The organism is uncultured Neptuniibacter sp., from assembly GCF_947498015.1.
In the GTDB taxonomy this organism is placed as follows: domain Bacteria; phylum Pseudomonadota; class Gammaproteobacteria; order Pseudomonadales; family Balneatricaceae; genus Neptuniibacter.
In genome coordinates this window covers 111,449-136,385 of the sequence record NZ_CANMIR010000007.1, presented here as the reverse complement: position 1 = coordinate 136,385, position 24,937 = coordinate 111,449, and the positions used below count along the sequence as shown (strand labels likewise).

17 protein-coding genes and 1 tRNA gene are annotated in these 24,937 nt (G+C 49.9%); 7 read left to right on the top strand and 11 right to left on the bottom strand.

Going from position 1 to position 24,937, the window contains the following annotated elements:
- Positions 1 to 3: 3 nt before the first annotated feature.
- From Q0882_RS10930 to Q0882_RS10895, 8 genes are all read right to left on the bottom strand, one after another.
- Positions 4 to 813, bottom strand: coding sequence for a DUF1338 domain-containing protein (locus tag Q0882_RS10930; protein ID WP_299181425.1), 810 nt, complete (start codon positions 811 to 813; stop codon positions 4 to 6).
- Positions 810 to 2,090: a hydrolase gene (locus tag Q0882_RS10925; RefSeq protein ID WP_299181422.1), complete on the bottom strand. Its 1,281-nt coding sequence runs from the start codon at positions 2,088 to 2,090 to the stop codon at positions 810 to 812. The genes Q0882_RS10930 and Q0882_RS10925 overlap by 4 nt, the downstream gene beginning before the upstream one ends.
- Before the next feature lie 27 nt (positions 2,091 to 2,117).
- The gene (locus Q0882_RS10920) at positions 2,118 to 3,332 is read right to left on the bottom strand and encodes an aspartate aminotransferase family protein (protein WP_299181419.1); all 1,215 of its coding nucleotides are present in this window, start codon (positions 3,330 to 3,332) and stop codon (positions 2,118 to 2,120) included.
- Between the two features lie 139 nt (positions 3,333 to 3,471).
- Entirely contained in the window at positions 3,472 to 5,559 is a 2,088-nt protein-coding gene (locus Q0882_RS10915) for a bifunctional diguanylate cyclase/phosphodiesterase (protein WP_299181416.1), read from the bottom strand.
- A 182-nt stretch (positions 5,560 to 5,741) separates the two neighbouring features.
- Positions 5,742 to 6,815, bottom strand: coding sequence for an alkene reductase (locus tag Q0882_RS10910; RefSeq protein WP_299181413.1), 1,074 nt, complete (start codon positions 6,813 to 6,815; stop codon positions 5,742 to 5,744).
- A gap of 162 nt (positions 6,816 to 6,977) precedes the next feature.
- Complete coding sequence (gene glnK / locus Q0882_RS10905; protein WP_299181411.1) at positions 6,978 to 7,316, bottom strand: P-II family nitrogen regulator; 339 nt, start codon at positions 7,314 to 7,316, stop codon at positions 6,978 to 6,980.
- Between the two features lie 197 nt (positions 7,317 to 7,513).
- The gene (locus Q0882_RS10900; RefSeq protein WP_299181410.1) at positions 7,514 to 8,770 is read right to left on the bottom strand and encodes an ammonium transporter; all 1,257 of its coding nucleotides are present in this window, start codon (positions 8,768 to 8,770) and stop codon (positions 7,514 to 7,516) included.
- A gap of 37 nt (positions 8,771 to 8,807) precedes the next feature.
- Positions 8,808 to 9,146, bottom strand: coding sequence for a P-II family nitrogen regulator (locus Q0882_RS10895; protein ID WP_299181540.1), 339 nt, complete (start codon positions 9,144 to 9,146; stop codon positions 8,808 to 8,810).
- A gap of 289 nt (positions 9,147 to 9,435) precedes the next feature.
- Here Q0882_RS10895 and Q0882_RS10890 point away from each other — a divergent pair, with 289 nt between their 5' ends.
- The 3 genes from Q0882_RS10890 (at position 9,436) to Q0882_RS10880 (ending at position 12,966) form a co-directional block, all read left to right on the top strand.
- A complete protein-coding gene (locus tag Q0882_RS10890; protein WP_299181408.1) occupies positions 9,436 to 9,693 on the top strand; it encodes an accessory factor UbiK family protein in 258 nt (85 codons plus the stop codon).
- A 29-nt stretch (positions 9,694 to 9,722) separates the two neighbouring features.
- On the top strand, positions 9,723 to 11,381 hold the full coding sequence (locus Q0882_RS10885; protein ID WP_299181406.1) for a bifunctional diguanylate cyclase/phosphodiesterase: 1,659 nt from the start codon (positions 9,723 to 9,725) through the stop codon (positions 11,379 to 11,381).
- Positions 11,382 to 11,451: 70 nt separating this feature from the next.
- Positions 11,452 to 12,966, top strand: a complete 1,515-nt coding sequence (locus Q0882_RS10880) for a YifB family Mg chelatase-like AAA ATPase (protein WP_299181402.1) — start codon at positions 11,452 to 11,454, stop codon at positions 12,964 to 12,966.
- Between the two features lie 6 nt (positions 12,967 to 12,972).
- Here Q0882_RS10880 and Q0882_RS10875 read toward each other — a convergent pair whose 3' ends face one another.
- Complete coding sequence (locus Q0882_RS10875; RefSeq protein ID WP_299181399.1) at positions 12,973 to 14,706, bottom strand: bifunctional diguanylate cyclase/phosphodiesterase; 1,734 nt, start codon at positions 14,704 to 14,706, stop codon at positions 12,973 to 12,975.
- 231 nt (positions 14,707 to 14,937) lie between these two features.
- On the opposite strand from Q0882_RS10875, the gene rep reads away from it, so the two are divergent.
- A complete protein-coding gene (gene rep / locus Q0882_RS10870) occupies positions 14,938 to 16,947 on the top strand; it encodes a DNA helicase Rep (protein WP_299181396.1) in 2,010 nt (669 codons plus the stop codon).
- A 66-nt stretch (positions 16,948 to 17,013) separates the two neighbouring features.
- On the opposite strand, the gene Q0882_RS10865 is transcribed toward rep, so the two are convergent.
- Positions 17,014 to 17,433, bottom strand: a complete 420-nt coding sequence (locus Q0882_RS10865) for a c-type cytochrome (protein WP_299181394.1) — start codon at positions 17,431 to 17,433, stop codon at positions 17,014 to 17,016.
- A 328-nt stretch (positions 17,434 to 17,761) separates the two neighbouring features.
- Here Q0882_RS10865 and Q0882_RS10860 point away from each other — a divergent pair, with 328 nt between their 5' ends.
- Together Q0882_RS10860 and Q0882_RS10855 are read left to right on the top strand one after the other, a co-directional pair.
- Positions 17,762 to 18,007 (top strand): hypothetical protein, encoded by a 246-nt coding sequence (locus tag Q0882_RS10860; RefSeq protein WP_299181392.1) that lies wholly within the window; start codon positions 17,762 to 17,764, stop codon positions 18,005 to 18,007.
- Between the two features lie 65 nt (positions 18,008 to 18,072).
- Positions 18,073 to 18,149 (top strand) — tRNA-Arg (locus Q0882_RS10855).
- A gap of 437 nt (positions 18,150 to 18,586) precedes the next feature.
- On the opposite strand, the gene Q0882_RS10850 is transcribed toward Q0882_RS10855, so the two are convergent.
- A complete protein-coding gene (locus Q0882_RS10850) occupies positions 18,587 to 21,382 on the bottom strand; it encodes a bifunctional aconitate hydratase 2/2-methylisocitrate dehydratase (protein ID WP_299181389.1) in 2,796 nt (931 codons plus the stop codon).
- A gap of 734 nt (positions 21,383 to 22,116) precedes the next feature.
- Between Q0882_RS10850 and acnA the strand changes: the two genes are divergently transcribed.
- Positions 22,117 to 24,834 carry an aconitate hydratase AcnA gene (acnA, locus tag Q0882_RS10845; RefSeq protein WP_299181387.1) on the top strand — a complete coding sequence of 906 codons (2,718 nt, stop codon included), beginning with the start codon at positions 22,117 to 22,119 and terminating at the stop codon, positions 24,832 to 24,834.
- The last annotated feature ends 103 nt before the right edge of the window (positions 24,835 to 24,937 follow it).

Here is a 24,937-nt window from a genome sequence, read left to right as displayed (position 1 = left end):
CTCCTAACTGTCTCTGGCCTGCCGTGAGTCAGTGCTCTCAAAAATTTTATCGGCGGATGCAGCCACGAACCCTTGATATAACTGCCCAGTTGGCAGAGGGTACCGCAGGGCGAATTCGTAATAGCATCCGGGGATCTGAGTTTCACCATCGCTGAAGCTGACCGTGACCAGATTGGCCAGCGTCGATGACTGCGCCAGATACTGGTCTGCACCCCCTTTTACCTCCCCGCCTGCGCTGTTCAACTGGAAACCCTGTTGCTTGAGGAATGCGTTGACCGCCTCAATGGTTCTGTGGCTCTCAAGTGCGTTGACCAGAATGGTGAAGTGGTTAGGACGGAATCCGAAGGCGGCGACCCAGGCGGCATATTCACTCTCTGTCAGGAGCTGCTCATATTCAGAAAATGACAGTTCCCAGGGGCGGCCGCTATAACAGAACTGATCGGTTGATGGCAGTTGGGGATCAATGTCGGCGATCAGGCTATGGATAAGTAACTGATTGTCGGGTGAGAGAGCTTCGGTCATCAGCTGACTGATAAAGATCTTTGGATGCTGCGGGTCTGGATGCTCAAAGTGCTGTGCATAGAGATGTTTAGTGGGGAAGTCGTACTCACCGGCCTGAATATATCCCGCTCTGCAGAAAGGTTGGGCGAGTTGTTCCAGGTTAACCTCTTCCAGATCAAACGTTCGCAGCGCAATGTGATCATTCAGCACTTGTGAGTTGTGTTGCTCGAAGAGTAAATGGATCTTCCGTGCATCGGGGTTGAGTTGGAGGTAGTCCTGCCACATGGCTTGTAGCATGTCGTCTAGGTTCATCTTCTAGCCTCCCGGGATTCGCGCTGGGAAATACCTGTTGGCAAGCCTTGTTGCGCGATTTTAAAGAGTAGTAATGCGCTGAGCTGTGCCTGTTGAGTCAGGCTTGGCAGCTCAATAATCTCATCTGCACTGTGGATAAAATTACCATGGACCCCCAATGTATCGATGTTGGGCAATCCGGCAGCAGAGAGATTGTTGCCATCACAACAGCCACCTGTCGCCTGCCAGTGCACCTTTCTGCCCAGATGAAGCGCGCACTGTTGCAGGTACTGGTAGAGGCTCAGGTGGACTGGATCCAACTGCTTAGGAAGCCGACCGAACCCCCCATGGAGTGTAACGTTATACCCATCCTGCTGGTTTGCTGCTTTGATGAGGTGATTCAATTTCTGCTGGCACCATTGCGCATCTTCCGGCTGAGCAATACGGATATTAAATTTGAAGACGGCGAGATCAGGTACTTTATTGGTCGTTTCGCCACCCTGAATCATACCGGTGTTCAGCGTGAGTCCTGGGCGTAAGTGGTTGAACTGTGCCAGATCCAGCAGGATCTCAGCCGCTTTGTTTATCGCGTTTCGCCCTTTTTCGGGCTCTCGTCCGGCGTGGGCTGCACGGCCATGGACTGCACAGGTAAAATTCCCGCTGCCCTTGCGTGCGCCTGCTAAGTTCTGGTCGGGCAGGGTGGGTTCATAGACCAATCCGATATGGTGTTTCACCGCTTCTTTCTGTAGTAGCGGAGCTGAGCCCGGCGAGCCAATCTCTTCATCAGGGTTGAGCAGCAGGGTCCAGCCGATCTTATGATGTTCCGGGTGTTTCTCAAGTAGGGAGAGAGCTGACAGGATCACCAGAATACCCCCTTTCATGTCGGCAGCCCCCGGACCGTTGAGACAGGTCGGAGTGATGCGGGAGATACACTGAAAAGGGCTGTTTTTGGGAAACACGGTATCCAGGTGTCCGCACAGCAATATCTGGATCGGTGCTTCGGTCCTGCAGCGGTAACGCCACAGATCCCCCAGAGGTTGTTTCAGCAGACGGCCATCAAAATCCAAGCGTTCCCAGGGTGAGAGGGTGATGCGTTCACATCGATCGCTGAGGGGGGTAAAGAGTGCTTCCAGATACTCACCGGTCCGGTTGATGCCTTCAGGATTAAGGGAGCTGCTATTGATCTCTACCAGCTCAATGAGCTGCTGCTCTCTTAATGGCTGAAGCTCCCAGAGCTGTTCAATCAGCTGGGATTCCAGCCGGGAGGGTTTGGTCGGTTGATGGATAAGCTGGTTCATGTTCGACCTCTCTCACCGCGCCGGGTTTTAACACTCGAGCAGAAAGCGCTCCATCGCCTGCCCAAAACGGGCCAACCCTTCCAGAATCTCCTGATCGGGGATGATCAGTGAAGGGGTAAAACGGATCACATTCGGCCCCGCAATAAGTGCCATGAGCCCCTCCTCCTGCGCAATCTGCAACAGTTGACGGGCCTTACCCTGATAATCCGGTTGCAGCTCACAGCCGATCAGCAAGCCTTGCCCTCTAAACTCTCTGAAAAGTGGGTATTTTTGATTCAGTAGACCTAGCTCGTGGATAAACAGCAGATGTTTCTGTGTAACCCCGGCCAATAATTCTGGCTCATCAATCAGTGTTAACACCCGGTTGGCGATGGCACAGCCGAGTGGATTGCCTCCGTATGTACTGCCGTGACTACCCACAGTGAAAGCGGCAGCAACCTCTTTCCGGCAGAGCATTGCGCCGATGGGGAAACCACAGCCAAGTGCTTTGGCGGTTGTCAGAATATCGGGGGTGATCTGAGTGTGCTCATAGGCATACAGCTTTCCGGTTCTGCCTACCCCGGTCTGGATCTCATCATAGATCAACAGTGCGTTGTGCTGATCACAGAGTTCCCGTGCGCTCTGGAGAAAGGCTCGCTCAGCCGGGATAATACCTCCTTCGCCCTGTATGGGTTCAATAACGACTGCACAGCTGTTGTTACTGACAGCAGCCCTCAGAGCCGGGATATCATTGAAGGGGATATGAGTGATACCGCCGGGTATTGGCTCAAACCCCTGGCAGTATTTGTCCTGGCCTCCGACGGAAACCGTAAACAGTGTTCTGCCATGAAAGCTGTTGATGCAACTGATAATCTCGTTCTTCTCGCTACCAAAGTGGTCATGGGCATACTTCCGGGCTAGCTTGAATGCGGCTTCATTCGCTTCAGCCCCGGAGTTAGCAAAATAGACGCGCTCAGCGAAGGTTTTTTTACACAGTGTCTGTGCCAGCAAGATTGCAGGTTCATTGGTCCATACATTACTGAGATGCCATAGTTGTTCAGATTGCTGTTGCAGTGTTCTGATCAGGTCGGGGTGGCTGTGCCCCAAGGCTGTGACAGCGATTCCCCCGGCAAAATCGATATAGTTCTTGCCGTGTTGATCCCAGACTCGTGAGCCTCTACCGGATACCGGAATCATTGGGAGGGGGGAATAATTGGGCACCATGACCTGTTCAAATGTCTGGCGGTCTACAGGAGCTTCCATCGCATGACTCCTCACTCGACATATAGGTTTTAGTTTAGACCTTAGATTGAGAGTCGGCTGCTAATGTGTGTTGTCTGTGGGGTTGGGAGGGGTAAAGCGGGTTTGAAAAAAAACGCTGGCGATGGCGCTGTTTTTGAGTTTAAGCTGTGCCGAAAGTGCAGTGTAGTCGTTCGTGGCAGTGACCGCAGAATCGTTGGCAGTAACGGTACTTCTGCTGGAAATCGTCAAACCTTTCGGGCCGGTTGATTAGGTAACCCTGCATCATCGAGCAATCATTGTCGTTGAGGAACTGCATCTGATCATGGTTTTCAACGCCCTCTGCAACCACTTTCAGGCCGAGCATCTTGGTCATCGCAATAATGGTGGTTGTGATCGCCATATTGTCTTTATCTTCAGGGATATCCATCAGGAAGGAGCGATCAATTTTAAGACGATCAACTGGCATCTTTTTAAGATGGCTCAGGGAGGAGTAGCCGGTACCGAAATCATCGATCGCAAGGCTGATATTACGGGCTTTGATCTTGTTTAGGGTTTCAATTGCGGTGGATATATCCCGCATCAGCATACTTTCTGTAATCTCAAGTTCCAGCCACTGAGGGTCCAGCTGTGATTCGCTGAGGGCTTCCTCGATATGACTGATCAGAGAGGGGTCATCAAACTGTCTGGCAGAAAGATTAACGCAGACTTTGACGGGGGGAAGCCCTTCAAGTTGAATGGATTTAGCGGCCTTACAGGCCTCTTTCATCACCCAGTGCCCGATCGGAATAATTAATCCGGTCTCTTCAGCGTGGGGGATAAATTCAGCTGGTGGGATTTCACCATCGAGAGGGTGATCCCACCGTAATAGTGCTTCCATTGCGGTGATGCGACTGGTTTTTGCATTGATCTGGGATTGATAGACCACTCGGAGCTGATCGGTGTTCAGGGCATGGCGCAGATCATGTTCAATACTCAGGGTGCGCTGAGCTTCCGCATCCATTCTCTCCTCATAGAAGGCAAAGGTGTTACGCCCCTGTTTTTTGGCGTAATACATCGCCAGATCAGCATTTCTTAACAGGTCACTGGCATCGAGGCTATCAACGCCGATCAACGTAATGCCGATACTGACAGTCACTCTGATCTCATGCGCCCCGATCTGTAAAGGTTGTGACAGCAGGTTCAGGACCTCATTGGCCCGCTCAATGATCTGCTGTTTCTCCATACAGTTATGGAAAATTAGCGTGAATTCATCTCCACCGAGGCGGAATACGGAGGTGCGGTTGCGGGTACAAAAATTAAGACGCCCCGCGATGGTTGTCAGTAGTGCGTCGCCTGCTTCGTGGCCCATGGTGTCGTTGATCTGTTTAAAGTGGTCCAGATCAAGCAGGAGGAGAGCGGAGTAGCCCTCTTCAGGTGTATCTTGAAGATGTTGATCGAGAGCCCGACGGAAATTACGCCGGTTGCCCAGTTCGGTGAGCGGATCGTAATACGCCATCTTCTCCATCATCGCATCATGCTCTTTGATCTGTGAGATATCCTCACTGACCGACACAAAGTTGATAATATTGCCCTGTTCATCGTGAATAGGGGAGATGTTCTGTAATGACCAGTAGGTTGTGCCATCTTTACGTCGGTTCAACAGCGTTCCGCGCCACTGCTGGTTGTTCAGAATGGTACTCCAGAGGGAGTCATAAGTTTCTTTACTGGTGTTACCTGAGCTGAGGAAACCGGGGCTTTTCCCTCTGACATCCGCAATCTCGTAACCGGTGATCTCAGAGAAACGGTGGTTAGCGTATTCAATCTGACCTCGGGCATCAGTAATGACTACCGCGCTGCCCGTATTTTCCACCGCATTTCGGAATACTTTAAGTTCCCTTGCCTGTCGAGCACTGTGGCTGGAGTTGCGAATCGTAATAAAGTAGAGATGCGGGGATGTTTCCCGCGTTACCTTGGAGATCTCAATACTGAGAAGTAGCTCCTCAGTGGCTGTTTGTGGAATCACTAACTGCTGAGAGAGAGAGGAGCTGCTACTGCTATTTAAACGGGTGAGGTGGGGCAGAAGCGCCTCTTTGAAAACATGTGGCAACAGTGGCAGAGGTGCGTAAGGTTGCTCCCAGATAAGAGATGCTGCGGCAGGGTTGGCGTAGACGCAGTGATAATCAGCGTCCAGCTCAAGAACTCCGATTGATGAACCTTTCAGCCAGTCGAAAGGGATGGTGTTTTCTGGGATGTTTTGTTGTTTGTTCATTTTGCGGTTTTTGTTTTAATTTTTTGCTGCAAGCCCGCTATTTTGCGCTATTTGATAGTTTATTTGTTTTGTTAATTTATTAATTTTGTTTGATTATTGATCTGTGTCAATATTGTCGCTGTTAAACGTGTCATAGGAGCGGCCATTAGTATGAGGGCGGCCCCTATGCTACTTCAGCACGTTCAGGAGAGAGTGGGGTAATCGGTATAGCCCGTCGGGCCCCTTGTGTAGAATGTTTTCGGATCCGCTGAATTCAACTCAGCACCCTGCTGAAACCGTCGGACCAGATCAGGATTGGCGATAAAGGGTACCCCGAACGCAACCGCATCCACCTTTCCGTTCAGAATATCTGCGTTGGCTTCCTCCGCGGAATAACCCATGTTGCAGATTAAGTTGCCTTTGTAGTACTTCCGGGCAGGGGTGATAATATCGCCGGTTTGCTGCCCCAGAAAGTCACTGCGCATCAGATGCCAGTATGCCAGATCGAAGCCATTTAACTGCTCTGCCAGCCAACGGGTTAAGCCGATCGGATCACTGTCTGACATGCTATTAAAACTGTTCAGTGGCGAGGAGCGAACTCCGACACGTTGGCTCCCCCAGACTGCGCAGACCGCTTTTATAACGTCAAAGAGTAAGCGGCCGCGGTTCTCTCGGCTACCTCCATATGGCCCCTCTCTGAGATTGCTGCCATCTCTGAGAAATGAGTCGAGGAGGTAACCGTTGGCACCATGTATCTCAACACCATCAAAGCCTGCTGTTTTCGCATTGATTGCTGCCTGCCGGAAGCTGTCTACGATGGCGGGAATCTCATCATCCTTGAGGGCTCTGGGAATGGTATAGGGCTGCTTTCCTGAACGGGTATATACCAGATCATCGATAGCAATCTCGCTGGGAGCGACGGGCGTTCGTCCACTGTTCAGGTCAGGATGGCAGGCACGCCCGCCATGCCAGAGTTGGAGGACGATCTTACCCCCTTTGCTGTGCACCGCATCAGTTACCTGCTGCCAGCCGGCAATCTGCTCCTGGGAATAGATACCCGGCTCTGCAATAAAGGCACAGCAGCCTTCAGATACCATGGTGGCTTCCGCAATGATCAGACCCGCTTCCGCACGCTGTGCATAATGTTCTGCCATTAATCTGCCTGGGAGATGTCCAGGTTCAGCACGTGCCCGGGTCAGGGGAGCCATCAAAACTCTGTTATTTAGCTTTAACTCGCCGAGCTGGATCGGGCTGTAAAGGTTGTCTGCTCTGGTCATGATTACTCGCAACAGATAGGAGGAAAGCGTTTTAGTTAACCAGAGAGGAAGGGTGGGAAACAATGGGGAAATCTGCAACGTACTGTTGCTGGAATATCTAAGCAAATAAAAAAGCGGTTTTAATAAACCGCTTTTTTAAAAGATTAAGGTATCAGTAAAACCTTACAGTGCATCTGGGCCGCTTTCGCCGGTACGGATACGGATAACCTGCTCAAGTGGGGCAACAAAGATTTTGCCATCACCGATTTTACCCGTGTTCGCAGTTTTACTGATCGCTTCAATAACCTGGTCAACCATACCCGTATCAACAGCGATTTCGATCTTCACTTTAGGTAGGAAGTCGACAACGTACTCCGCCCCTCGGTAGAGCTCAGTATGACCTTTCTGACGACCGAAGCCTTTTACTTCAGTCACGGTAACGCCCTGGATACCAATTTCAGAAAGAGCCTCACGGACATCATCCAGTTTAAACGGTTTAATCACCGCAGTGACCAGTTTCATAATGCTATTCCTCAGTTGGGTCTGCCGATTCCCGACCGTTCGATCAGGCAGCAGCTGTAACTATAGTGAATTATGGGCCTTAGTATACCTAGAAATTTAAAACTTGGTATATGGATTCGTGTCAGGAGATCAGTAACTATCACTCTGAATCAACGCAAAAAGGGTGCTTGCGCACCCTTTTCTAAGAGGTTTTAAGCTTACTTAGCAGAAGTGAATTCTGGGTAAGCTTCCATACCACATTCTGAAATATCGACGCCTTCGTACTCTTCCTCTTCCGATACGCGTACACCCATAACCGCTTTAATAGCCAACCAAACGATCATACTTGTTACGAATACCCAGACAAAGATTGTCAGTGCACCGATGATCTGACCAGAGAAGCTGGAACCATCGTTAGTTACAGGAACCAGTAGCAGACCCAGAAGACCTACAACACCGTGTACAGAGATCGCACCAACCGGATCATCAATTTTCAGCTTATCCAGTGTCAGGATGCTGAAGACAACCAGCGCACCACCGATGGCACCAAACAGAGTCGCCTGCAGGGCAGTCGGCGTAGATGGTTCAGCTGTAATCGCAACCAGACCCGCCAGTGCACCGTTCAATGCCATTGTCAGATCGGCTTTACCGAACAGCATACGAGCAACAATCAGGGCTGCAACAACACCACCTGCAGCTGCCGCGTTAGTGTTCATGAACACAACCGCTACCGCATTTGAGTTCTCTACATCGGAAGTTGCCAGTACGGAACCACCGTTGAAACCGAACCAACCCAACCACAGTACAAACGTACCCAGTGTCGCCAGTGGCAGGTTCGCACCCGGGATTGCGTTAACCGCACCCTCTTTGCTGTATTTGCCTTTACGAGCGCCCAGTACTAGTACCCCTGCAAGCGCTGCAGCAGCACCCGCCATATGAACAATACCGGAACCAGCAAAGTCAGAGAAGCCCAGATCGCCCAGCGTGTACATACCGAATACTGCATTACCACCCCATGTCCAAGAGCCTTCCATTGGGTAGATAACACCGGTCATAACTACAGCAAATGCCAGGAATGCCCAGAGTTTCATGCGCTCTGCGACTGCACCAGAAACGATAGACATTGCAGTGGCTACAAACACAACCTGGAAGAAGAAGTCTGCAGAAGGTGCGTAAGTTGCTGGTTCTTCAGCGCCGGTGAAGCCGTCGCCTGTGATACCGGACAGCAGATAGTCGCCGCCGTACATGATTGCGTAACCGCACACCAGATACATGATGCAGGAGATCGCGTAGAGCGCGATGTTCTTAGTCAGGATCTCAGTTGTATTTTTGGCACGTACCAGGCCTGCTTCCAGCATGGCAAAGCCTGCCGCCATCCACATTACCAGGGCGCCACACACGAGAAAGTAAAAAGTATCGAGTGCGTATTTCAGCTGAGTTACATCAGCTGCTGTTGAATTCAGAAGTTCTTCCATTGGGATATTCCTCCAGAAGCTATCGGTGAGTCAGTGATTAAAGTGCTTCAGTGCCGGATTCACCGGTACGGATACGCACAACCTGTTCGATTGAGGTGACAAAAATTTTACCGTCACCGATCTTGCCGGTTTGGGCTGCTGAGCTGATCGCTTCAACAACCTGATCCACGATCTCACTGGATACTGCGGCATCAACTCGAACTTTCGGTAGGAAGTCGACAACGTATTCAGCTCCACGGTAGAGCTCTGTATGACCTTTCTGGCGGCCGAAACCTTTGACCTCTGTCACGGTGATACCCTGTACACCGATCTCGGAGAGTGCTTCACGTACATCATCCAATTTGAATGGTTTGATGACTGCGGAGACCATCTTCATTTTGTTATCCCCCATAGATACAAATTCTTTATGTTTGCCTGCACAGATCGGCAGGCTGTTCATGAATAATTCCTGCACAGGATATAGCGAAGGCTGTGCCATGTTTTAAAACTCTTTTATTTTCAGTTGGTTATGTGGTTTTGTTTTGTTCTGGTTAATTGTTGTGCAATATCTTGGGGCGGATGATGATGCCCGATTTTAGGGCGTGCACACTTTTGGTGCTCTATTGAATGCGGTTTGATTGTTGTTATAGTTGAGTGCAGTTTCAGATATCTATTTGGGGAAAAAAATGATTAATCCGCAACTGATCGAGAGTTTGAGTGAGCAGTTTACGCAGATGCTTTCCGGGGACGCTAAGCTTCCCGGACAGAATGAACTGAAAGATCAGGTTAAGGCGCTTCTACAGGGAACCTTCAATCGTCTCGACATTGTCAGCCGTGAGGAGTTCGATGCACAAAAAGCCGTGCTACTGCGGACACGAGAAAAAGTTGAAGCGTTGGAAAAGCAGTTGGCAGCACTGGAAAAATCCCAGCAGGATCAAAACTGAATCCCGTTCTAACAGAGGCAGGCGGTTCCATGGATAATTTTCAACAGCAACTTTTTCAACGCTCGTTGCAGGCCATTCTGGTGGCTGATAGCGATAACCAGATCGTTCAGGTTAACAGCGCTTTTACACAGATTACCGGATATAGCCCTGAAGAGGTGTTAGGTAAGGATCCCGGCTTTCTGGGAGCTGGTAAGCTTAATGAGCAGGTCTACGATGAGCTGTGGTTAACGCTGAGCAGCGATGGGTGTTGGCAGGGGGAGCTGTGGAACCGGAATAAAGATGGCACGGTTTATCCTGCCTGGTTCAATATCATTACACTGGAAAATGAATCAGGGAAAGCGGGTGGGTATGTCGCCCAGTTCTTCAATATCAGTCAACTGAAGGCGGAGATCCAGCAACATTCTCATGCCGCACAATATGATGAACTGACTCAACTACCCAACTGGGATATGTTTCAGGAGATGCTGCAACGTCGGGTGGAAAAGTCTCAGAAACAAGATGAACAGATCGCTGTGATGCTGGTCGATCTGGATCGTTTTAAGTGGATCAATGATAATCTGGGGCGCTCAGTTGGAGATAATCTGTTGCAGGAGGTTGCCCGGCGCTTATCCTCAGTTGTGCGTGGCGAGGATGCACTGGCGCGTCTGAGCAGTGATGAGTTTGTGATGATGTTGCCGGCAGTTGATGGTGTGGAGGCCGCGGTCAAGGTTGCACAGCGAGTTGTTGAACAGCTCTCGCATGGCATCTTTGTCGAGCACCGTGAAATCTTTATCAGTGGCAGTGTAGGTATATCGATCTACCCGCAGCATGCGGAACGCCCTAAAGATCTGGTTAAAAAAGCGGATGTGGCGATGTATGCGGCTAAACAGGGAGGGCGTAATACCTTCCGTGTTTACAGTGATCTGATGGAGCGTAGCAAAGGTCCACAGATTCTGCGAGAGGAGGATCTGACCAAGTCGTTGGTGAGTGGCGATATCCGGATGACCTACCTGCCTGTGTATAGTATTTACAGTCATCAGGTGGTTGCCGTCCATGCACGTCCCAGCTGGACTCATGCTGAGCTGGGGCAGATCCCTTTTGCCGATTTTTCTGCACTATTACAAACCCCGGAGTCCCTTGCACAGTATGAAGAGTGGCTGGATCAGGAGCTAACCGCCCTAAACCGGATCTGGGATCGTTTTCCCGGACTGCGTTTTATCTCCTTCCGGATGGAACCTCAGCAGTTGCAAAGTAAAGAGAGTATCCAGAAGTGGATGACACAGTTAAACCGCTATCAGATTGCAGGTCAGATGATGGTGGATGTGGATATCAAAACGGCTCAGGAGAAGGAGGGGGCGCTGTTTGATCTGCTGACGAGCGATGCACTGTTGTCTGTGAGTGGTTTTGCCTGTCAGGGGCCGGTCCTGGAACAACTGACAGAGATTCAACCCGATCTGATTAAGCTGGATGCTGACCTAGTGATGACCATGGGCGGTGATGAAGGTCGTCAGAAAATTGTGGATACTGTTCTGGAGATGGCAGATCAGCTTGAGATCGAAGTGTTGGCGGATGGTGTGGCAACTGCGGGGATGCGTGGCCAACTGATGAGTCAGGGATGTATGCTGATGCAGGGACGGTATTTTGGTATGCCTCTCACTCTTGAACAGCTTCTTGACCACCTGGCGGTTGAGCACTCAATACTCAGTTAGCGTACCAGGTGGTGAGCACCACTGTTTGAAGTGGTTTTAACTATAACAACTCTTCCAGGGAAGGAAGTTTATGTCATTAGCGATCGCGTATACGCGGGCTCAGGTGGGTATCGATGCTCCCCTGGTGACCGTTGAAGTACATCTATCGGGCGGTCTGCCCAGTTTCTCTATTGTTGGATTACCGGAAGCGGCGGTAAAGGAGAGCCGTGAAAGGGTGCGTAGTGCCCTGATCAACTCAGGCTTTGATTTTCCCCAGCGACGCATCACCGTCAATCTTGCCCCAGCAGATCTGCCCAAAGAGGGAGGCCGTTATGATCTGGCCATCGCTGTGGGGATCTTAACTGCCAGCGGTCAGTTGCCTGCCGAAGCGTTAAAAGGGGTTGAACTGCTGGGGGAGCTGGCCCTGTCAGGTGAGCTGCGGCCGGTATCGGGTGTATTGCCGGTTGCCTTGGCCTGCCGGGAGCAGGCGCGGCAGTTACTGTTACCCAATCTTAACCAACAAGATGCGCTGCTGGCATCGGGTTTAACCGTATGTCCGGCAGAGCACCTTTTGCAGGCCTGTGCCCACCTTTCAGGTCAAACATTAATCCCCGCTGCGGTTGTGGGTCCGCCCCCAACACGGATGAAGAGCCTCTATCCTGATATGCAGGATGTTAAAGGGCAACCTCAGGCAAAGCGCGCGCTCGAGATTGCTGCGGCAGGGGGGCATAATCTGCTCTTAGTCGGTCCACCAGGCAGTGGCAAAAGCATGCTGGCAACACGTTTGCCGGGGTTACTTCCGGAGATGGATGAAGATGAGACACTGAGTGTTGCAGCAATCTACTCCATCTCGCAACCGGGCTCGATCGAATTTCCTCTTCGTCGCCCCTTTCGCTCGCCACATCATACAGCGTCTTCTGTATCATTGGTGGGGGGAGGGAGTAACCCAAAACCGGGTGAGATCTCTCTGGCGCATCAGGGGGTGCTGTTTCTGGATGAGTTGCCAGAGTTCAGTCGTGCGGTGCTTGAGGTACTCAGGGAGCCGCTGGAATCTGGTGAGATCCATATTTCGCGTGCGGCCAGACAGGCGTTGTTCCCCGCACGCTTTCAACTTGTGACCGCCATGAACCCCTGCCCCTGTGGATATCATGCAGATGGTACTGGACGTTGCCGCTGTAGCCCGGATCAGGTGCGTCGCTATCAGAGTAAAATTTCAGGTCCCTTGTTAGACCGTATCGATCTGCAGTTGAGTATTAAAGCGCTCTCGCAACAGGAGCTGATCGGCGCTGAAGTTTCGGGTGAGAGTACCGAGGTGATCCGTCAGCGTATTATCAGATGCAGGGAGCTTCAGCTGCAGCGTCAAGGTGTCTCTAATCAACTTTTGACTGGACGAGAGCTGGAGTCCTTATGTCAGCTTCAGGCAGGTGATAGGGAGATGTTGGCTGCAGCTTTGGAGAAGTTGCAGTTATCTGCCCGTGCCTATCATCGTATTTTAAGGGTTGCTCGCACAGTTGCTGATCTGGCAGATGCAGAGAAAGTTACGCGAGCGCATCTGATGGAAGCGTTAAGCTATCGGGTATCTGCAATGGCGAGTTTTAAAGAGTGAGGGAGGTTAAACGGCGACTGAATCAGAGCATTTGAGGAGGGTGTGTTTAAACGTTTCGAAGTCCACGGGGCGGCTGAAGAAGAAGCCCTGTACGATATCGCAATTATGGCTGACGAGGAAATCCAACTGATCCTGATTCTCGACCCCCTCTGCGATCACCTTCTTACCCATGTTATGGGCCAGATTGATAATCGCACGAACGATCTCAGCGTCATCATCACAGACCGTGACATCGGTGATGAAGGAGCGGTCAATCTTGATAGTGTCGATCGGCAGTTTCTGCAGCATGGAGAATGATGAGTAGCCGGTGCCGAAATCATCCAGTGAGAAGGAGAGTCCCATCTCCGAAAGACTCTCAAGGCAACTGATGACATGGTCCTGATCATCGTGAAGCGTAGATTCGGTGAGCTCCAGTTCCAGAATGCTGGTGTCTGTTTTCGTTTTGTTCAGGATCCGTTCGATAGTAGGGACAAGGTTTTCATCCCCAAACTGGCGGAAGGAGAGATTGACCCCAAGGTGCTCCAGATGAATACCCTCCCTGATGAGGTTGTTCAGATCATGACAAGCTTGGTGAATAATCCAGTAGCCGATCGGAACAATCAGCCCCATCTGCTCGCAGATAGGGATAAAAGAGTCAGGGTAGAGCAAGCCTCGCTCCGGATGGTTCCAGCGGATAAGCGTTTCCGCGCCTTCGATCTGTCCGGTTTTCAGGTTGATCTGTGGCTGGTAGTGAAGCACAAACTGATTGCTGCGCAGGGCGAAAGCGATCTCTGGGGCCAGTTCAGAGTAGAGGTCATTACTGTCCTCCAGTTCGCTACTGAAGAATGTGTAGCGGGTATCGAAGGCTTTTTTCGACTCCTGCCGTGCCAGAACCGCCCTGTGGACAAGTTGTTCCGGATCGTAACCATGTTCTGGTGCCAGTGAGATCCCGATACTGCATTTGATGGAGGTCTCAACATTACCATACTGTATCGGCTGATTCAGGCTGTGGATAATACGGTTAAGCATCTGTGTCACCATCTGCTTAACATCCTCAAAAGGAGAGGTCTCAATCAACAGGGTGAACTCATCGTTACCGATACGTGCGGCGATGCTTGTGTCTGTTATGTTTTTTGCGATCCGTTGGCCCAGCTCGATTACTACGGTGTCACCATTATGTTGGCCATGGCGATTGTTGAGCGCGCGAAAGTTGTTGATATCAAGCGATATGATCGCGAGCTTGTTACCACTTGTTTTGATCGATTCAAGGCTGCTCTCAAGTGTTCTCAGAAAATACTGCCGGTTGCCCAATCCGGTCATCGAATCACTGTCTCTGAGTTCATTGATGATCTGCAGCTGTTCACTGCTGTGAAATGCATAACGGATTGAACGACTTAGGGTATCAGTGGTGTATTCGGAGATCGAGACGTAGTCGAGTGCATTGGACTGAATAAGCAGTTCGCCCTCATCATCTTTGAGATCGGGTGCGAGAATGATGATTGGAACATCCGGCTGGAAATTGTGAAGCTTACTGATAATTTTCGGCAGCAGATTTTTAAGTGTATTACAGGCAAGCAGGATGACATCACAGCGATTCTGTTTTTGGCAGAGCATGCCGTCAGAGAACGTATGAGTGATAACCAAACGATGCTTCCGGGTTGATTCGATCAACGCTTCCGGAATCTGTCTGCTTATACCATCAATGTCTATTAGCAGTATGCTTTTGGGGCGATCAGGTTCTAGCCTGAGGGCCTTGGACATCTGTTTACTTCCCTATGGGTCAGATACATCTCTATCCGGGCTTCCGTCGCGCTGAGTTCATGCGATAATAGGAACGCTCTGTTGGTTAGCATAGCATTAATGCATCTTGATTAAACGGTCGTTTAATACCAATTACTGCAAGCCTTAATTGCTTATTAAGCCAGTATTCAGACTATACGATACTACTACTTAGTCGGCTTGTACTATTTTAACTTTAATTATGAGAGCGAAATGTCTCGATTAAATCCGCGGCAGAAAGAAGCGGTTGAATATATTAGTGGCCCTTTATTGGTACTGGCAGGTGCTGGCTCAGGGAAAACCAGTGTAATCACGCAAAAAATCGCCTATCTGATCAATCAGTGTGGTATTGCTGCGCGCAATATCGCTGCGGTGACCTTTACGAATAAAGCGTCACGTGAGATGAAAGAGCGTGTCACCTCTCTGCTGCAAGGGGGCGATTCGAAAGGTCTGACCGTGGCAACCTTTCATAACCTCGGGCTGACCATCATCAAACGTGAGTATAAGACGCTCGGATTTAAACCGGGTTTCTCGATCTTTGATGACCAGGATACGAAAGCCCTGCTGAAAGACCTGATGCTCCAGAACAATGAAGAGAGTGATCAGGTTGATATGGTGCAGAACCAGATCTCAAGCTGGAAGAATGAGATGCTGACGCCGGAGCAGGCGTTGGTTCAGGCGCAGCTCCCACAGGATATCCTCGCCGCTCGAGCCTATGAAGCTTATGAGCAACATCTGCGGGCCTACAATGCCGTCGATTTTGATGACCTGATTCTGATCCCTGTGCGTCTATTTGAGGAACATTCTCAAGTACTCGAGCGTTGGCAGAACCGTTTGCGCTATCTGCTGGTGGATGAGTATCAGGATACTAACCTCTCACAATACCGTCTGGTCCGATTGCTGGTTGGTCATCGGGGTGCGTTGACGGTGGTGGGTGATGATGATCAGTCGATCTATGCATGGCGTGGTGCACGGCCAGAAAATTTGAACCAGTTAGAGAAAGATTATCCCAGCCTGAAAGTGGTCAAACTGGAGCAAAACTACCGTTCAACCAGCCGAATACTGAAAGCGGCCAACACACTGATTGCGAATAATCCCCACGTCTATGAGAAAACCCTCTGGAGCGAGATGGGGATGGGTGATCCCATTCGGGTTATCCACACACGCAACGAAGAGTTCGAATGTGAGCGAATTGCCATGGAGATCACCGATCTTCATCTAAGAAATCAGGTGCAGTTCAAAGATATGGCGATACTCTACCGTGGCAACTTTCAGGCACGCCTGCTGGAGATGAAGCTACAGCATTATCAGGTGCCCTATAAATTGAATGGGGGCACCTCATTTTTTGCCCGCGCCGAGATCAAAGATCTGATGAGTTATCTGAAGGTGCTGGTCAATCCCGATGATGACAACGCCTTTCTGCGGATCATAAACCTACCACGGCGTGAGATCGGTCCCAGCACACTGCAGAAGCTTGGGCAGTACTCGGTAGAGCGTCAGATCAGCATGTTCAACGCCTGTGACGAGATGGGATTGGAGCAGGTGATGCCGGCGAATGCGGTTGAGCGATTACGCCGCTTCTGTAACTGGATGCAGCATATCTATCGGCAATGCCATACAGGGCATCCGATTGATGCGATCAATGAGATGATCCGTGATATCGATTATGAGGGCTGGATCGCACAGAACAGCTCAAGCGATGCGATGGCAGAAAAGCGGATGCAGAACGTCTGGTTTCTGCTCGACTCCCTTAAATCGACGCTGGAGCGTTTGCAGGAGGATGATCCGGATGCGGGGATTCAGGAAGCGATTAATCGCCTTATTCTGATCGACATGCTGGACCGTCAGGAGGAGGAAGATGACTCCAACCGCGTACAGCTGATGACCCTGCACGCCTCCAAAGGTCTGGAATTTCCCCATGTGTTTCTGATGGGGATGGAGGAGGAGCTACTGCCGCATCGGAACAGCATCGAAACCGATAATATTGAGGAGGAGCGCCGTTTGGCCTATGTAGGGATCACCCGTGCCAAGCGCTGCCTGACGATCACTCTGGCAAAGCAGAGAAAACAGTACGGTGAAGTGCTGGATTGTATCCCCAGTCGCTTTCTTGATGAGTTGCCACCAGAGGATCTGGAGGTCGAAGGGGCGGGAGAGAAATGTCAGGTTCAGAATCAGAAGCGGGGCAAGGCCACACTCGATAGTTTAAAGAACCTGTTCGATTGAGTCGTCTGAAATATAGACATTAAAAAAGGCCGCATCTAGCGGCCTTTTTTACGAGCAGGGCTAAAATTACTTAGCGCTGTCGATCATGTGCTGGATCGCACCCTGTAGTTCATCATCTGAACAGTCAGCACACAGGCCTTTTGGAGGCATTGCACCAACACCGCTGATTGCAGTTGCCAGCAGAGAATCCATACCTTTCGCTGCACGGTCAGTCCATTCAGATGTACCGAACTTCGGTGCACCTGCAACGCCTACAGCGTGACAGCTTGCACATTTAGCAGTGTAAACATCTGCACCAGAACGTGGGCCACTTGCCGCAGCCGGAGCCGCAGCAGCGCCGCCACAGCTATCATCGCCTTCGATACAAACGGAACCAACAGCTTTAATGCGCTCAACTACTGCTTCATCATTAGAAGTAGCCTGAACAGATGCACTTAGTGCAACACCCAGACCCAGAGCAACCAGTGCTGAAGTGATTTTTTTCACAGTCACGACCTCTCAATCAACCATAAATTTGAATATGGGCAGCGCGGCCTGTCAGGATGCCCGGCCTTAAGAGGTGCTCAGGGGCGGATATTCAGACACGACTGCTCAAAGTTTCACCGGCTGCGGATTATAGCGATAAATAATCACAACTGAAATGGGGCTTTGGCAGGGGAGGGAAGAAACCGTGTGATTTAGAGCATTATTTTTTCAGTTAGCTATAAGAAATTAGGAAATCTTAAATCCTGGGCAGAAAAGAATAGCTTTTCGAGATGCAAAAGCGTAAAACATGATTATACTAAGGTCTAAAATAATAAAGACGGTATTTGTCATGACCCGCAATGGAATGTACAAGCGCTGCTCCTGTCAGACATTACAGGGTGAGCCTACGAAAGATACAAAACTTACCCTGCTCAGTAGTATTCCCAATCAACGTGTTTATCGTTGCTGTAACTGCCACTCCTTCCTCTCATTTATCGAAGATAGCCAGAAATGGGAGATCCTGTTAGAAGGAGATCTGGAAACCGAAATCAAAAACCTCTACGACGAAGAGTTTTCCCAATCCGCTGTAGTTTGAGTGGAATAAAGCTTGGCGAATTTGTTGTGCATGGGTAGAATACGCCCCGCAAACACTTCTTGAGTGCGCCTGTAGCTCAGCTGGATAGAGTAGCAGGTTCCGATCCTGTTGGTCGGGGGTTCGAATCCCTCCAGGCGCGCCACTTTTTTACACACCTATCTCCTTGTTTCCTTACGAATATTGCTGGCCCATCCATCTGAGCCAAAGGCGCACTCCAAAACCGTTTGCGGGGCGTATTCACCCGTTGGTCACAATCTGGTCACAGTGCCGGTGAAAGGTGTTTTGTGTTGTAGATCCGTCTCCGGAGGAGACGGTCTATAGCTTATGGGAATTCACTGAGTTATCGCCGCTATGTAGTGGTCAAGTAAAACTGGCCACCACTTTGTAGTCATTCCAGTATCTTTCTTCTGCCAGATTAGGCGTCGCATTAGGCCTGACGAAGAAAATTAATCGTAATCTCTACGCTTTGGCGGGCGGCTTAGTTTACGAATGTTTAGATATATTTGTGTAACGTAAATCACCCGAAAACAAAAAAAGCCCTGAATAATCAGGGCTTTTTGTTAGTCACGTTATCAGTGATTAGATGCGTGCAGCCGGGATCGCCTGAGGAGCTACGCTCAAGTCTTCGCTTGGTGGAGCGAAAGTAGTCAGGTTGATACCTTCAACGGCGTCTTTGTACTCTTCCAGAGTCGGGAAGCGACCCAGGATACAAGACAGAACTACCATTGGAGTAGAGCCCAGCAGAGACTCACCTTTCTTCTCTGCAGTGTCTTCTACAACACGGCCCTGGAACAGGCGGGTAGAAGTTGCCAGAACAGTATCACCTGCTTCCGCTTTCTCCTGGTTACCCATACACAGGTTACATCCAGGGCGCTCCAGGTACATGATGTTTTCGTACTTGGTGCGTGCTTCTTCTTTTGGATTCTCATCAGAGAATTCGAAGCCAGCGTATTTCTCAAGCAGTTCCCAGTCGCCTTCAGCTTTCAACTCGTCAACGATGTTGTAAGTCGGTGGCGCAACAACCAGTGGCGCTTTAAAGGTGATAGGACCTTTCTTCTCCAGGTTACGCAGCATCGCAGCGATGATCTGCATGTCGCCTTTGTGAACCATACAAGAACCAACGAAGCCCAAGTCTACCTGACGGCCATTGTAGTAAGAAGTTGGACGGATCACATCGTGAGTGTAACGCTTAGAAACGTCTTCGTTGTTTACATCAGGGTCAGCGATCATCGGCTCATCGATTGCGTCCAGGTCAACAACCAGCTCAGCGTAGTACTTAGCGTTGTCATCCGGAGCCAGAGCAGGTGCTTCACCGGATTTAACTTCAGCGATACGCTTGTCAGCCAGCTCGATCAGGCCTTGCAGCATGCCAGCTTCGTTTTCCATACCCTTGTCGATCATGATCTGGATACGGGACTTAGCCAGTTCCAGAGACTGGATCAGCGTTTCGTCAGTAGAGATACAGATAGACGCTTTCGCTTTCATCTCTGCAGTCCAGTCAGTGAACGTGAACGCCTGGTCAGCCAGCAGAGTACCGATCTGTACTTCGATTACACGGCCCTGGAATACGTTTTCACCAGCGAACTTCTTCAGCATCTGCGCCTGAGTCGCGTGTACGATGTCACGGAAGTCCATGTGCGGCTTCATAGAGCCTTTGAAGGTTACCTTCACAGACTCAGGGATTGGCATTGCTGCTTCACCAGTCGCCAGTGCGATAGCAACCGTACCGGAGTCAGCACCGAACGCGACACCTTTAGACATACGGGTGTGAGAGTCACCACCGATGATGATAGCGCGGTCGTCAACAGTGATATCGTTCAGTACTTTATGAATAACGTCAGTCATTGAGTGGTAAACGTTTTTCGGGTCACGTGCAGTGATTACGCCGAACGCGTTCATGAATGCCATCAGTTTAGGCGTGTTAGCCTTAGCTTTGTTATCCCATACAGACGCTGTGTGACAACCAGACTGGAAGGCACCATCAACGCTTGGTGAGATTTTAGAAGCAGCCATCGCTTCCAGTTCCTGACAAGTCATAGGACCGGTAGTGTCCTGAGAACCTACGATGTTCACTTTAACGCGAACGTCAGAACCCGTGTGCAGAGGAGTAGAAGAAGCTACACCAACCGCGTTACGGTTGAAGATCTTCTCAACAGCAGTCAGGCCCTGACCTTCGATAGAGATCTCTTTAGATGGCGCGTAAACAGCTGGCGCGTCAACGCCCAGCGTTTCAGCAGCGAATGTTTGCAGCTTCTTACCGAATGTTACCGCGTAAGAACCACCCGCTTTCATGAATTCCACTTTCTGTGGTGTGAAAGCATCTGAAATATCAGCCAGCTCTTCATCGCCGTTGTACAGCTTCTTAGCTTTAGTATCGATCGTCAGAACCGTACCTGTTGCAACAGAGTACGCTTCTTCCAGTACTGGATCGCCGTTTTCATCACGAACAACTTCGCCGTTTGCGTCAGTTTTCTTAACCCAGTTTTTCAGGTCAAGACCAATACCGCCAGTTACACCAACAGTTGTCAGGAAGATAGGTGCGATACCATTAGTGCCTGCAACAACCGGCTTGTTATTTACGAATGGGATGTATGGAGAAGTTGGCTCACCTGCCCACAGTGCAACGTTGTTTACACCAGACATACGGGAAGAACCTACACCCATGGTGCCTTTCTCAGCGATCAGCATCACTTTAGCGTCTGGGTTGTCTTCACCCATCTTCTTAATTTCTTGCTGAGCTTCTGGAGAGATCATGCACTTGCCGTGAAGTTCACGGTCAGCACGGGAGTGAGACTGGTTACCTGGAGAAAGCAGGTCAGTAGAGATATCACCTTCAGCTGCGATATAGGTGATAACTTTGATCTTCTCTGGAATGTCATCCAGCTTAGTGAAGAACTCAGCTTTCGCGTAGCTTTCCAGAATCTCTTTAGCGATCGCATTGCCCGCTTTGAAAGCGTCAGCCAAACGAGCAGTGTCAGCATCGTACAGGAATACCTGAGATTTCAGGACTTCACCTGCAGCTGCAGCCTGAGCATCGTCAGACAGTGCCACATCCAGTAGTGCTTCAACAGAAGGACCGCCTTTCATGTGAGACAGCTGCTCCAGAGCAAACTCAGGAGAGATCTCTGCAACCGTTTCTTTACCCAGAACGATATCTTTTAGGAAAGCTGCTTTAACGCCAGCCGCTGGAGTTGTACCAGGTAGAGTGTTGTAGATGAAGAAGTTTAGAGAAGCTTCGCGCTCTGCATTACCCGTATCTTTAATCTGGGTAATGATCTCGGATAGCAGTTCGGCACTATCGATCGGTTTTGGGTTTAGACCCAGGTCCTTTTTACGAACCTCAATTTCTTCTAGGTACTCAGAATAGTAGCTCATAGCGTCCAACGTCTCACTTAGATGTGGTTATGATTTGGGGACGGATTATAAAAATAAGTTGTGGGTAGCTCAATCAAAACTCATTAAATGAAGCTTATAGTCGATATAAGTTTAAAAAATGGCATTTAAATCAATATGTTTCAGATGGTATACCTTGGTTGTAACCATGCTTTTTATTAAAGATCTTTGGGGTTTTTTTCACTAAAAATAACTATCAATTAGGTAGGTCCTTGGTTTTTAGAAGGGGCCAAGGCAGGTTAATCCTCTCTTTATCAGATGACCGGTTAACTGATTGCGTGTTAACAGTGGTTGAATCGACCGGAAGGTTATCAAGGATATTCTTGAATTTTGATCGACTATATAAGCAGCGTTGTTCCCAGTCCCCCCCTTCGAGGTAGATATAGGTTTATGGCAAATACAGAATCTTATCCGCAGCTTCCTGACGAAATACAACGAATGAATGGCTATAAAATAATCATATGCACTAGCAAATAGTCTTAGATTGTATGTAATTTACCCAAAAATATGCCAAAATCACTTGATTCAAGGCGATCCACGGCTAATATTGTCGACAATCCTGAAAAGATAATAATGTTTATTGCAGGAAATAGCGGTTCGCTTGACGGCTGAAACTATGACACTCAATAAAACCGAGCAGCTCCAACAGTGGCTGGAGTTTCGTTCAAAAGAAGGTTGTAGGTTTAGAAACGTCCCATCTGCGTGAGGTATAAAAAATGACAAGCCCTATCGATTTCGATCCATCCAGTTCTGTAAGGACACTCCCCGGAACAGCACACAGCTACCATAGCCTTCCAGATACTGCTGAGAAGTTTGGTATAAAACTGGATGAATTGCCTTTTTCTCTGCGTCCTATCCTGGAAGGTATCGCCCGTAATGTTGGCCAAAACGGCGTAACCGCTGAGCAGGTTCAAGCACTTGGCGGCTGGACAGAACATCAGGGCAAAGAGCCGATCGAAATCCCTTTCACTGCGGGTCGCGTCATTATGCACGACCTGAGTGGCACGCCCGCTATTGTCGATTTTGCTGCGATGCGTTCAGCAGTTCAGCGAATGGGGCTGGATCCAGCTATTATTGAGCCTCTGGTACGCGCAGATCTGGTTATCGATCACACGGTTACCATGGATAACACCGGTAGCCCCGCTTCACTGAGAATCAACGGTGAATTGGAAGCAGAGCGAAACAAAGAGCGTTATGCGTTCCTGAAATGGGGTGCGCAGGCCTTTGAAACCATCCGTATTATTCCGCCACAAACCGGTATCGTGCATCAGGTAAACCTTGAGTATCTGGCTCAGGGTTATCTCGACATTAATGGACTGATGGCCCCAGACACGCTGATTGGTATGGACAGCCACACACCTATGGCTAACGCGCTGGGTATTGTCGGTTGGGGTGTTGGCGGTATTGAAGCCGGAGCTTCTATGCTGGGTCAGCCTATGCAGATGTTGGCACCTGAAGTTGTCGGTGTTGAGCTCACAGGTGCACTCAGGGAAGGCGTTACTGCAACTGACCTGGTACTGACGATCACAGAAATGCTGCGTAAATACCCAGGTGGTGTTGTTGGTAAGTTTGTTGAATATGTTGGTGAAGGTTGTGCCAATCTTTCCCTACCAGACCGTGCGACCATCGCAAACATGTCGCCAGAATATGGCGCAACCATGGGCTTCTTCCCATTTGATGAGATCTCTGCGGATTATATGAGAGCGACCGGCAGAGATGGTGATCTGCCACTCGAATACTATAAAGCACAAAATATGGCTTGGAAGCCAGGTCAGGCGCTTCCACGCTATACAGATCTTCTTCAGCTGGATCTGTCTACTGTTGAACCATCTGTGGCGGGCCCGAAAAGACCGCAGGACAGATTGCCACTGGCTGAGATCGGCAACGTATTCAGAAAAGCAGCGGCTGAAGGCGAGCGCAACCCTGAAGTCGTTACTGTAACGCCAATGAAAGCAGACGAAGCGGGTATTTTCGCACCGCTGCCTGAAAGAGAGTTAAAAGATGGTGATATCGTAATTGCCGCGATCACTGCCTGTACTAATACTTCTAACCCTGGCCTGCTGATTGCGGCGGGCTTGCTGGCTAAGAAAGCCAATGAGCTTGGCATGAAAGTACCTGATGGTGTTAAAACATCGTTGGCTCCGGGGTCACCGGTTGCTACGGACTTTTTAACCAAGGCGGGACTGCAACAGCACCTGGACGCGCTGGGCTTTAATACTGCGGGTTATGGTTGTACCACCTGTGTTGGTAACTCTGGCCCACTGGCTCCAAGTATCGAAGAAGCGCTGCAGAACCACGATATTATCGCGGCGTCTGTGCTGTCTGGTAACCGTAACTTTGAAGGCCGTGTTCACCCGGATGTTGATACCAACTTCCTGATGTCACCACCACTGGTTGTCGCTATGGCGATGGCTGGTAATGTGAATATTGATGTGACTACTCAGCCAATTGGTCAGGATGCCAAAGGGAACGATGTTTTCTTAAAGGATATCTGGCCGAGTAATGCTGAGATTTCACAGACCATGCTGGAATGTATGGATCCGAAAGCGTTCCGTGAAACCTATGAAAACTCTTTGGATGGCCCTGCTACATGGCAGAACCTGGAATCCCCTACGGGTCCGGTTTACGACTGGGCGCCGGATTCAACCTATATCCAGGAGATCTCGTTCTTCGACGGTTTCTCACTGGAAACGCCAGCAGATTCACTGAACAACATCTCCGGTGCGCGCATGCTGGTGATGTGTGATGACAACACAACAACCGACCATATCTCTCCAGTAAGCCGTATTCGTCCAGATTCTCCTCCAGGCGAATACCTGAGCTCACAAGGTGTTGCAGATAGCGATATGACATCGCTTGGAGCACGCCGTGGTAACCACCACGTGATGCTGCGCAGTATTTTTGGCAATGTTAAAGCCAGAAACCTTCTGCTGCCGGGTACTACAGGTGCAGTAACTAACTACTACTCATCTGACAGTGCACCCGCGCAGATGTCTATTTATGATGCTGCTGAGCGCTACCGTGAAGAGGGTACATCTACCGTTGTATTTGGCGGCAAGCTGTATGGTACAGGGTCATCACGCGACTGGGCGGCAAAAGGTCCTGCTCTGCTGGGTGTTCGAGCGATCATCGCGGAGAGTTTTGAGCGTATTCACAAGTCTAATCTGGTGGGGATGGGCGTTCTTCCGCTGCAGCTACCTGAAGGTGTAACACGTGCTTCTCTGAATCTGGATGGTACAGAGACCTTCGATCTGAGTGGTATTGATACGCTGGAACCTCGCGGAACAGTAGCCCTGACCATTCAGCGAGCAGATGGTACATCGCAGCAGCTGGAGTTGACCTCCCGTGTTGATACTTCATCAGAGCTGGATCAGATCCGTCATAAAGGCATCTTGCCGATGGTGTTGCGCGATATTATCGCTTCGAACACATAAGGTCGCCTTACGTCATCATAAAAACCGCCGCTTATCGGCGGTTTTTTTATGCCTGTGAATATATCTATCCATCCTTTATCCAGGTCTTATGTGGATAACTATC

Excerpts from the sequence above, each read along its gene's own strand:
- acnA (WP_299181387.1), top strand. The coding sequence starts at position 22,117 with ATGACAAGCCCTATCGATTTCGATCCATCCAGTTCTGTAAGGACACTC.
- Q0882_RS10890 (WP_299181408.1), top strand. The coding sequence starts at position 9,436 with ATGATTAATCCGCAACTGATCGAGAGTTTGAGTGAGCAGTTTACGCAG.
- Q0882_RS10920 (WP_299181419.1), bottom strand. The coding sequence starts at position 3,332 with ATGGAAGCTCCTGTAGACCGCCAGACATTTGAACAGGTCATGGTGCCC.
- Q0882_RS10925 (WP_299181422.1), bottom strand. The coding sequence starts at position 2,090 with ATGAACCAGCTTATCCATCAACCGACCAAACCCTCCCGGCTGGAATCC.
- Q0882_RS10895 (WP_299181540.1), bottom strand. The coding sequence starts at position 9,146 with ATGAAGATGGTCTCCGCAGTCATCAAACCATTCAAATTGGATGATGTA.
- Q0882_RS10850 (WP_299181389.1), bottom strand. The coding sequence starts at position 21,382 with ATGAGCTACTATTCTGAGTACCTAGAAGAAATTGAGGTTCGTAAAAAG.
- Q0882_RS10885 (WP_299181406.1), top strand. The coding sequence starts at position 9,723 with ATGGATAATTTTCAACAGCAACTTTTTCAACGCTCGTTGCAGGCCATT.
- glnK (WP_299181411.1), bottom strand. The coding sequence starts at position 7,316 with ATGAAACTGGTCACTGCGGTGATTAAACCGTTTAAACTGGATGATGTC.
- Q0882_RS10930 (WP_299181425.1), bottom strand. The coding sequence starts at position 813 with ATGAACCTAGACGACATGCTACAAGCCATGTGGCAGGACTACCTCCAA.
- rep (WP_299181396.1), top strand. The coding sequence starts at position 14,938 with ATGTCTCGATTAAATCCGCGGCAGAAAGAAGCGGTTGAATATATTAGT.
- Q0882_RS10860 (WP_299181392.1), top strand. The coding sequence starts at position 17,762 with ATGACCCGCAATGGAATGTACAAGCGCTGCTCCTGTCAGACATTACAG.
- Q0882_RS10880 (WP_299181402.1), top strand. The coding sequence starts at position 11,452 with ATGTCATTAGCGATCGCGTATACGCGGGCTCAGGTGGGTATCGATGCT.
- Q0882_RS10875 (WP_299181399.1), bottom strand. The coding sequence starts at position 14,706 with ATGTCCAAGGCCCTCAGGCTAGAACCTGATCGCCCCAAAAGCATACTG.
- Q0882_RS10915 (WP_299181416.1), bottom strand. The coding sequence starts at position 5,559 with ATGAACAAACAACAAAACATCCCAGAAAACACCATCCCTTTCGACTGG.
- Q0882_RS10910 (WP_299181413.1), bottom strand. The coding sequence starts at position 6,815 with ATGACCAGAGCAGACAACCTTTACAGCCCGATCCAGCTCGGCGAGTTA.
- Q0882_RS10900 (WP_299181410.1), bottom strand. The coding sequence starts at position 8,770 with ATGGAAGAACTTCTGAATTCAACAGCAGCTGATGTAACTCAGCTGAAA.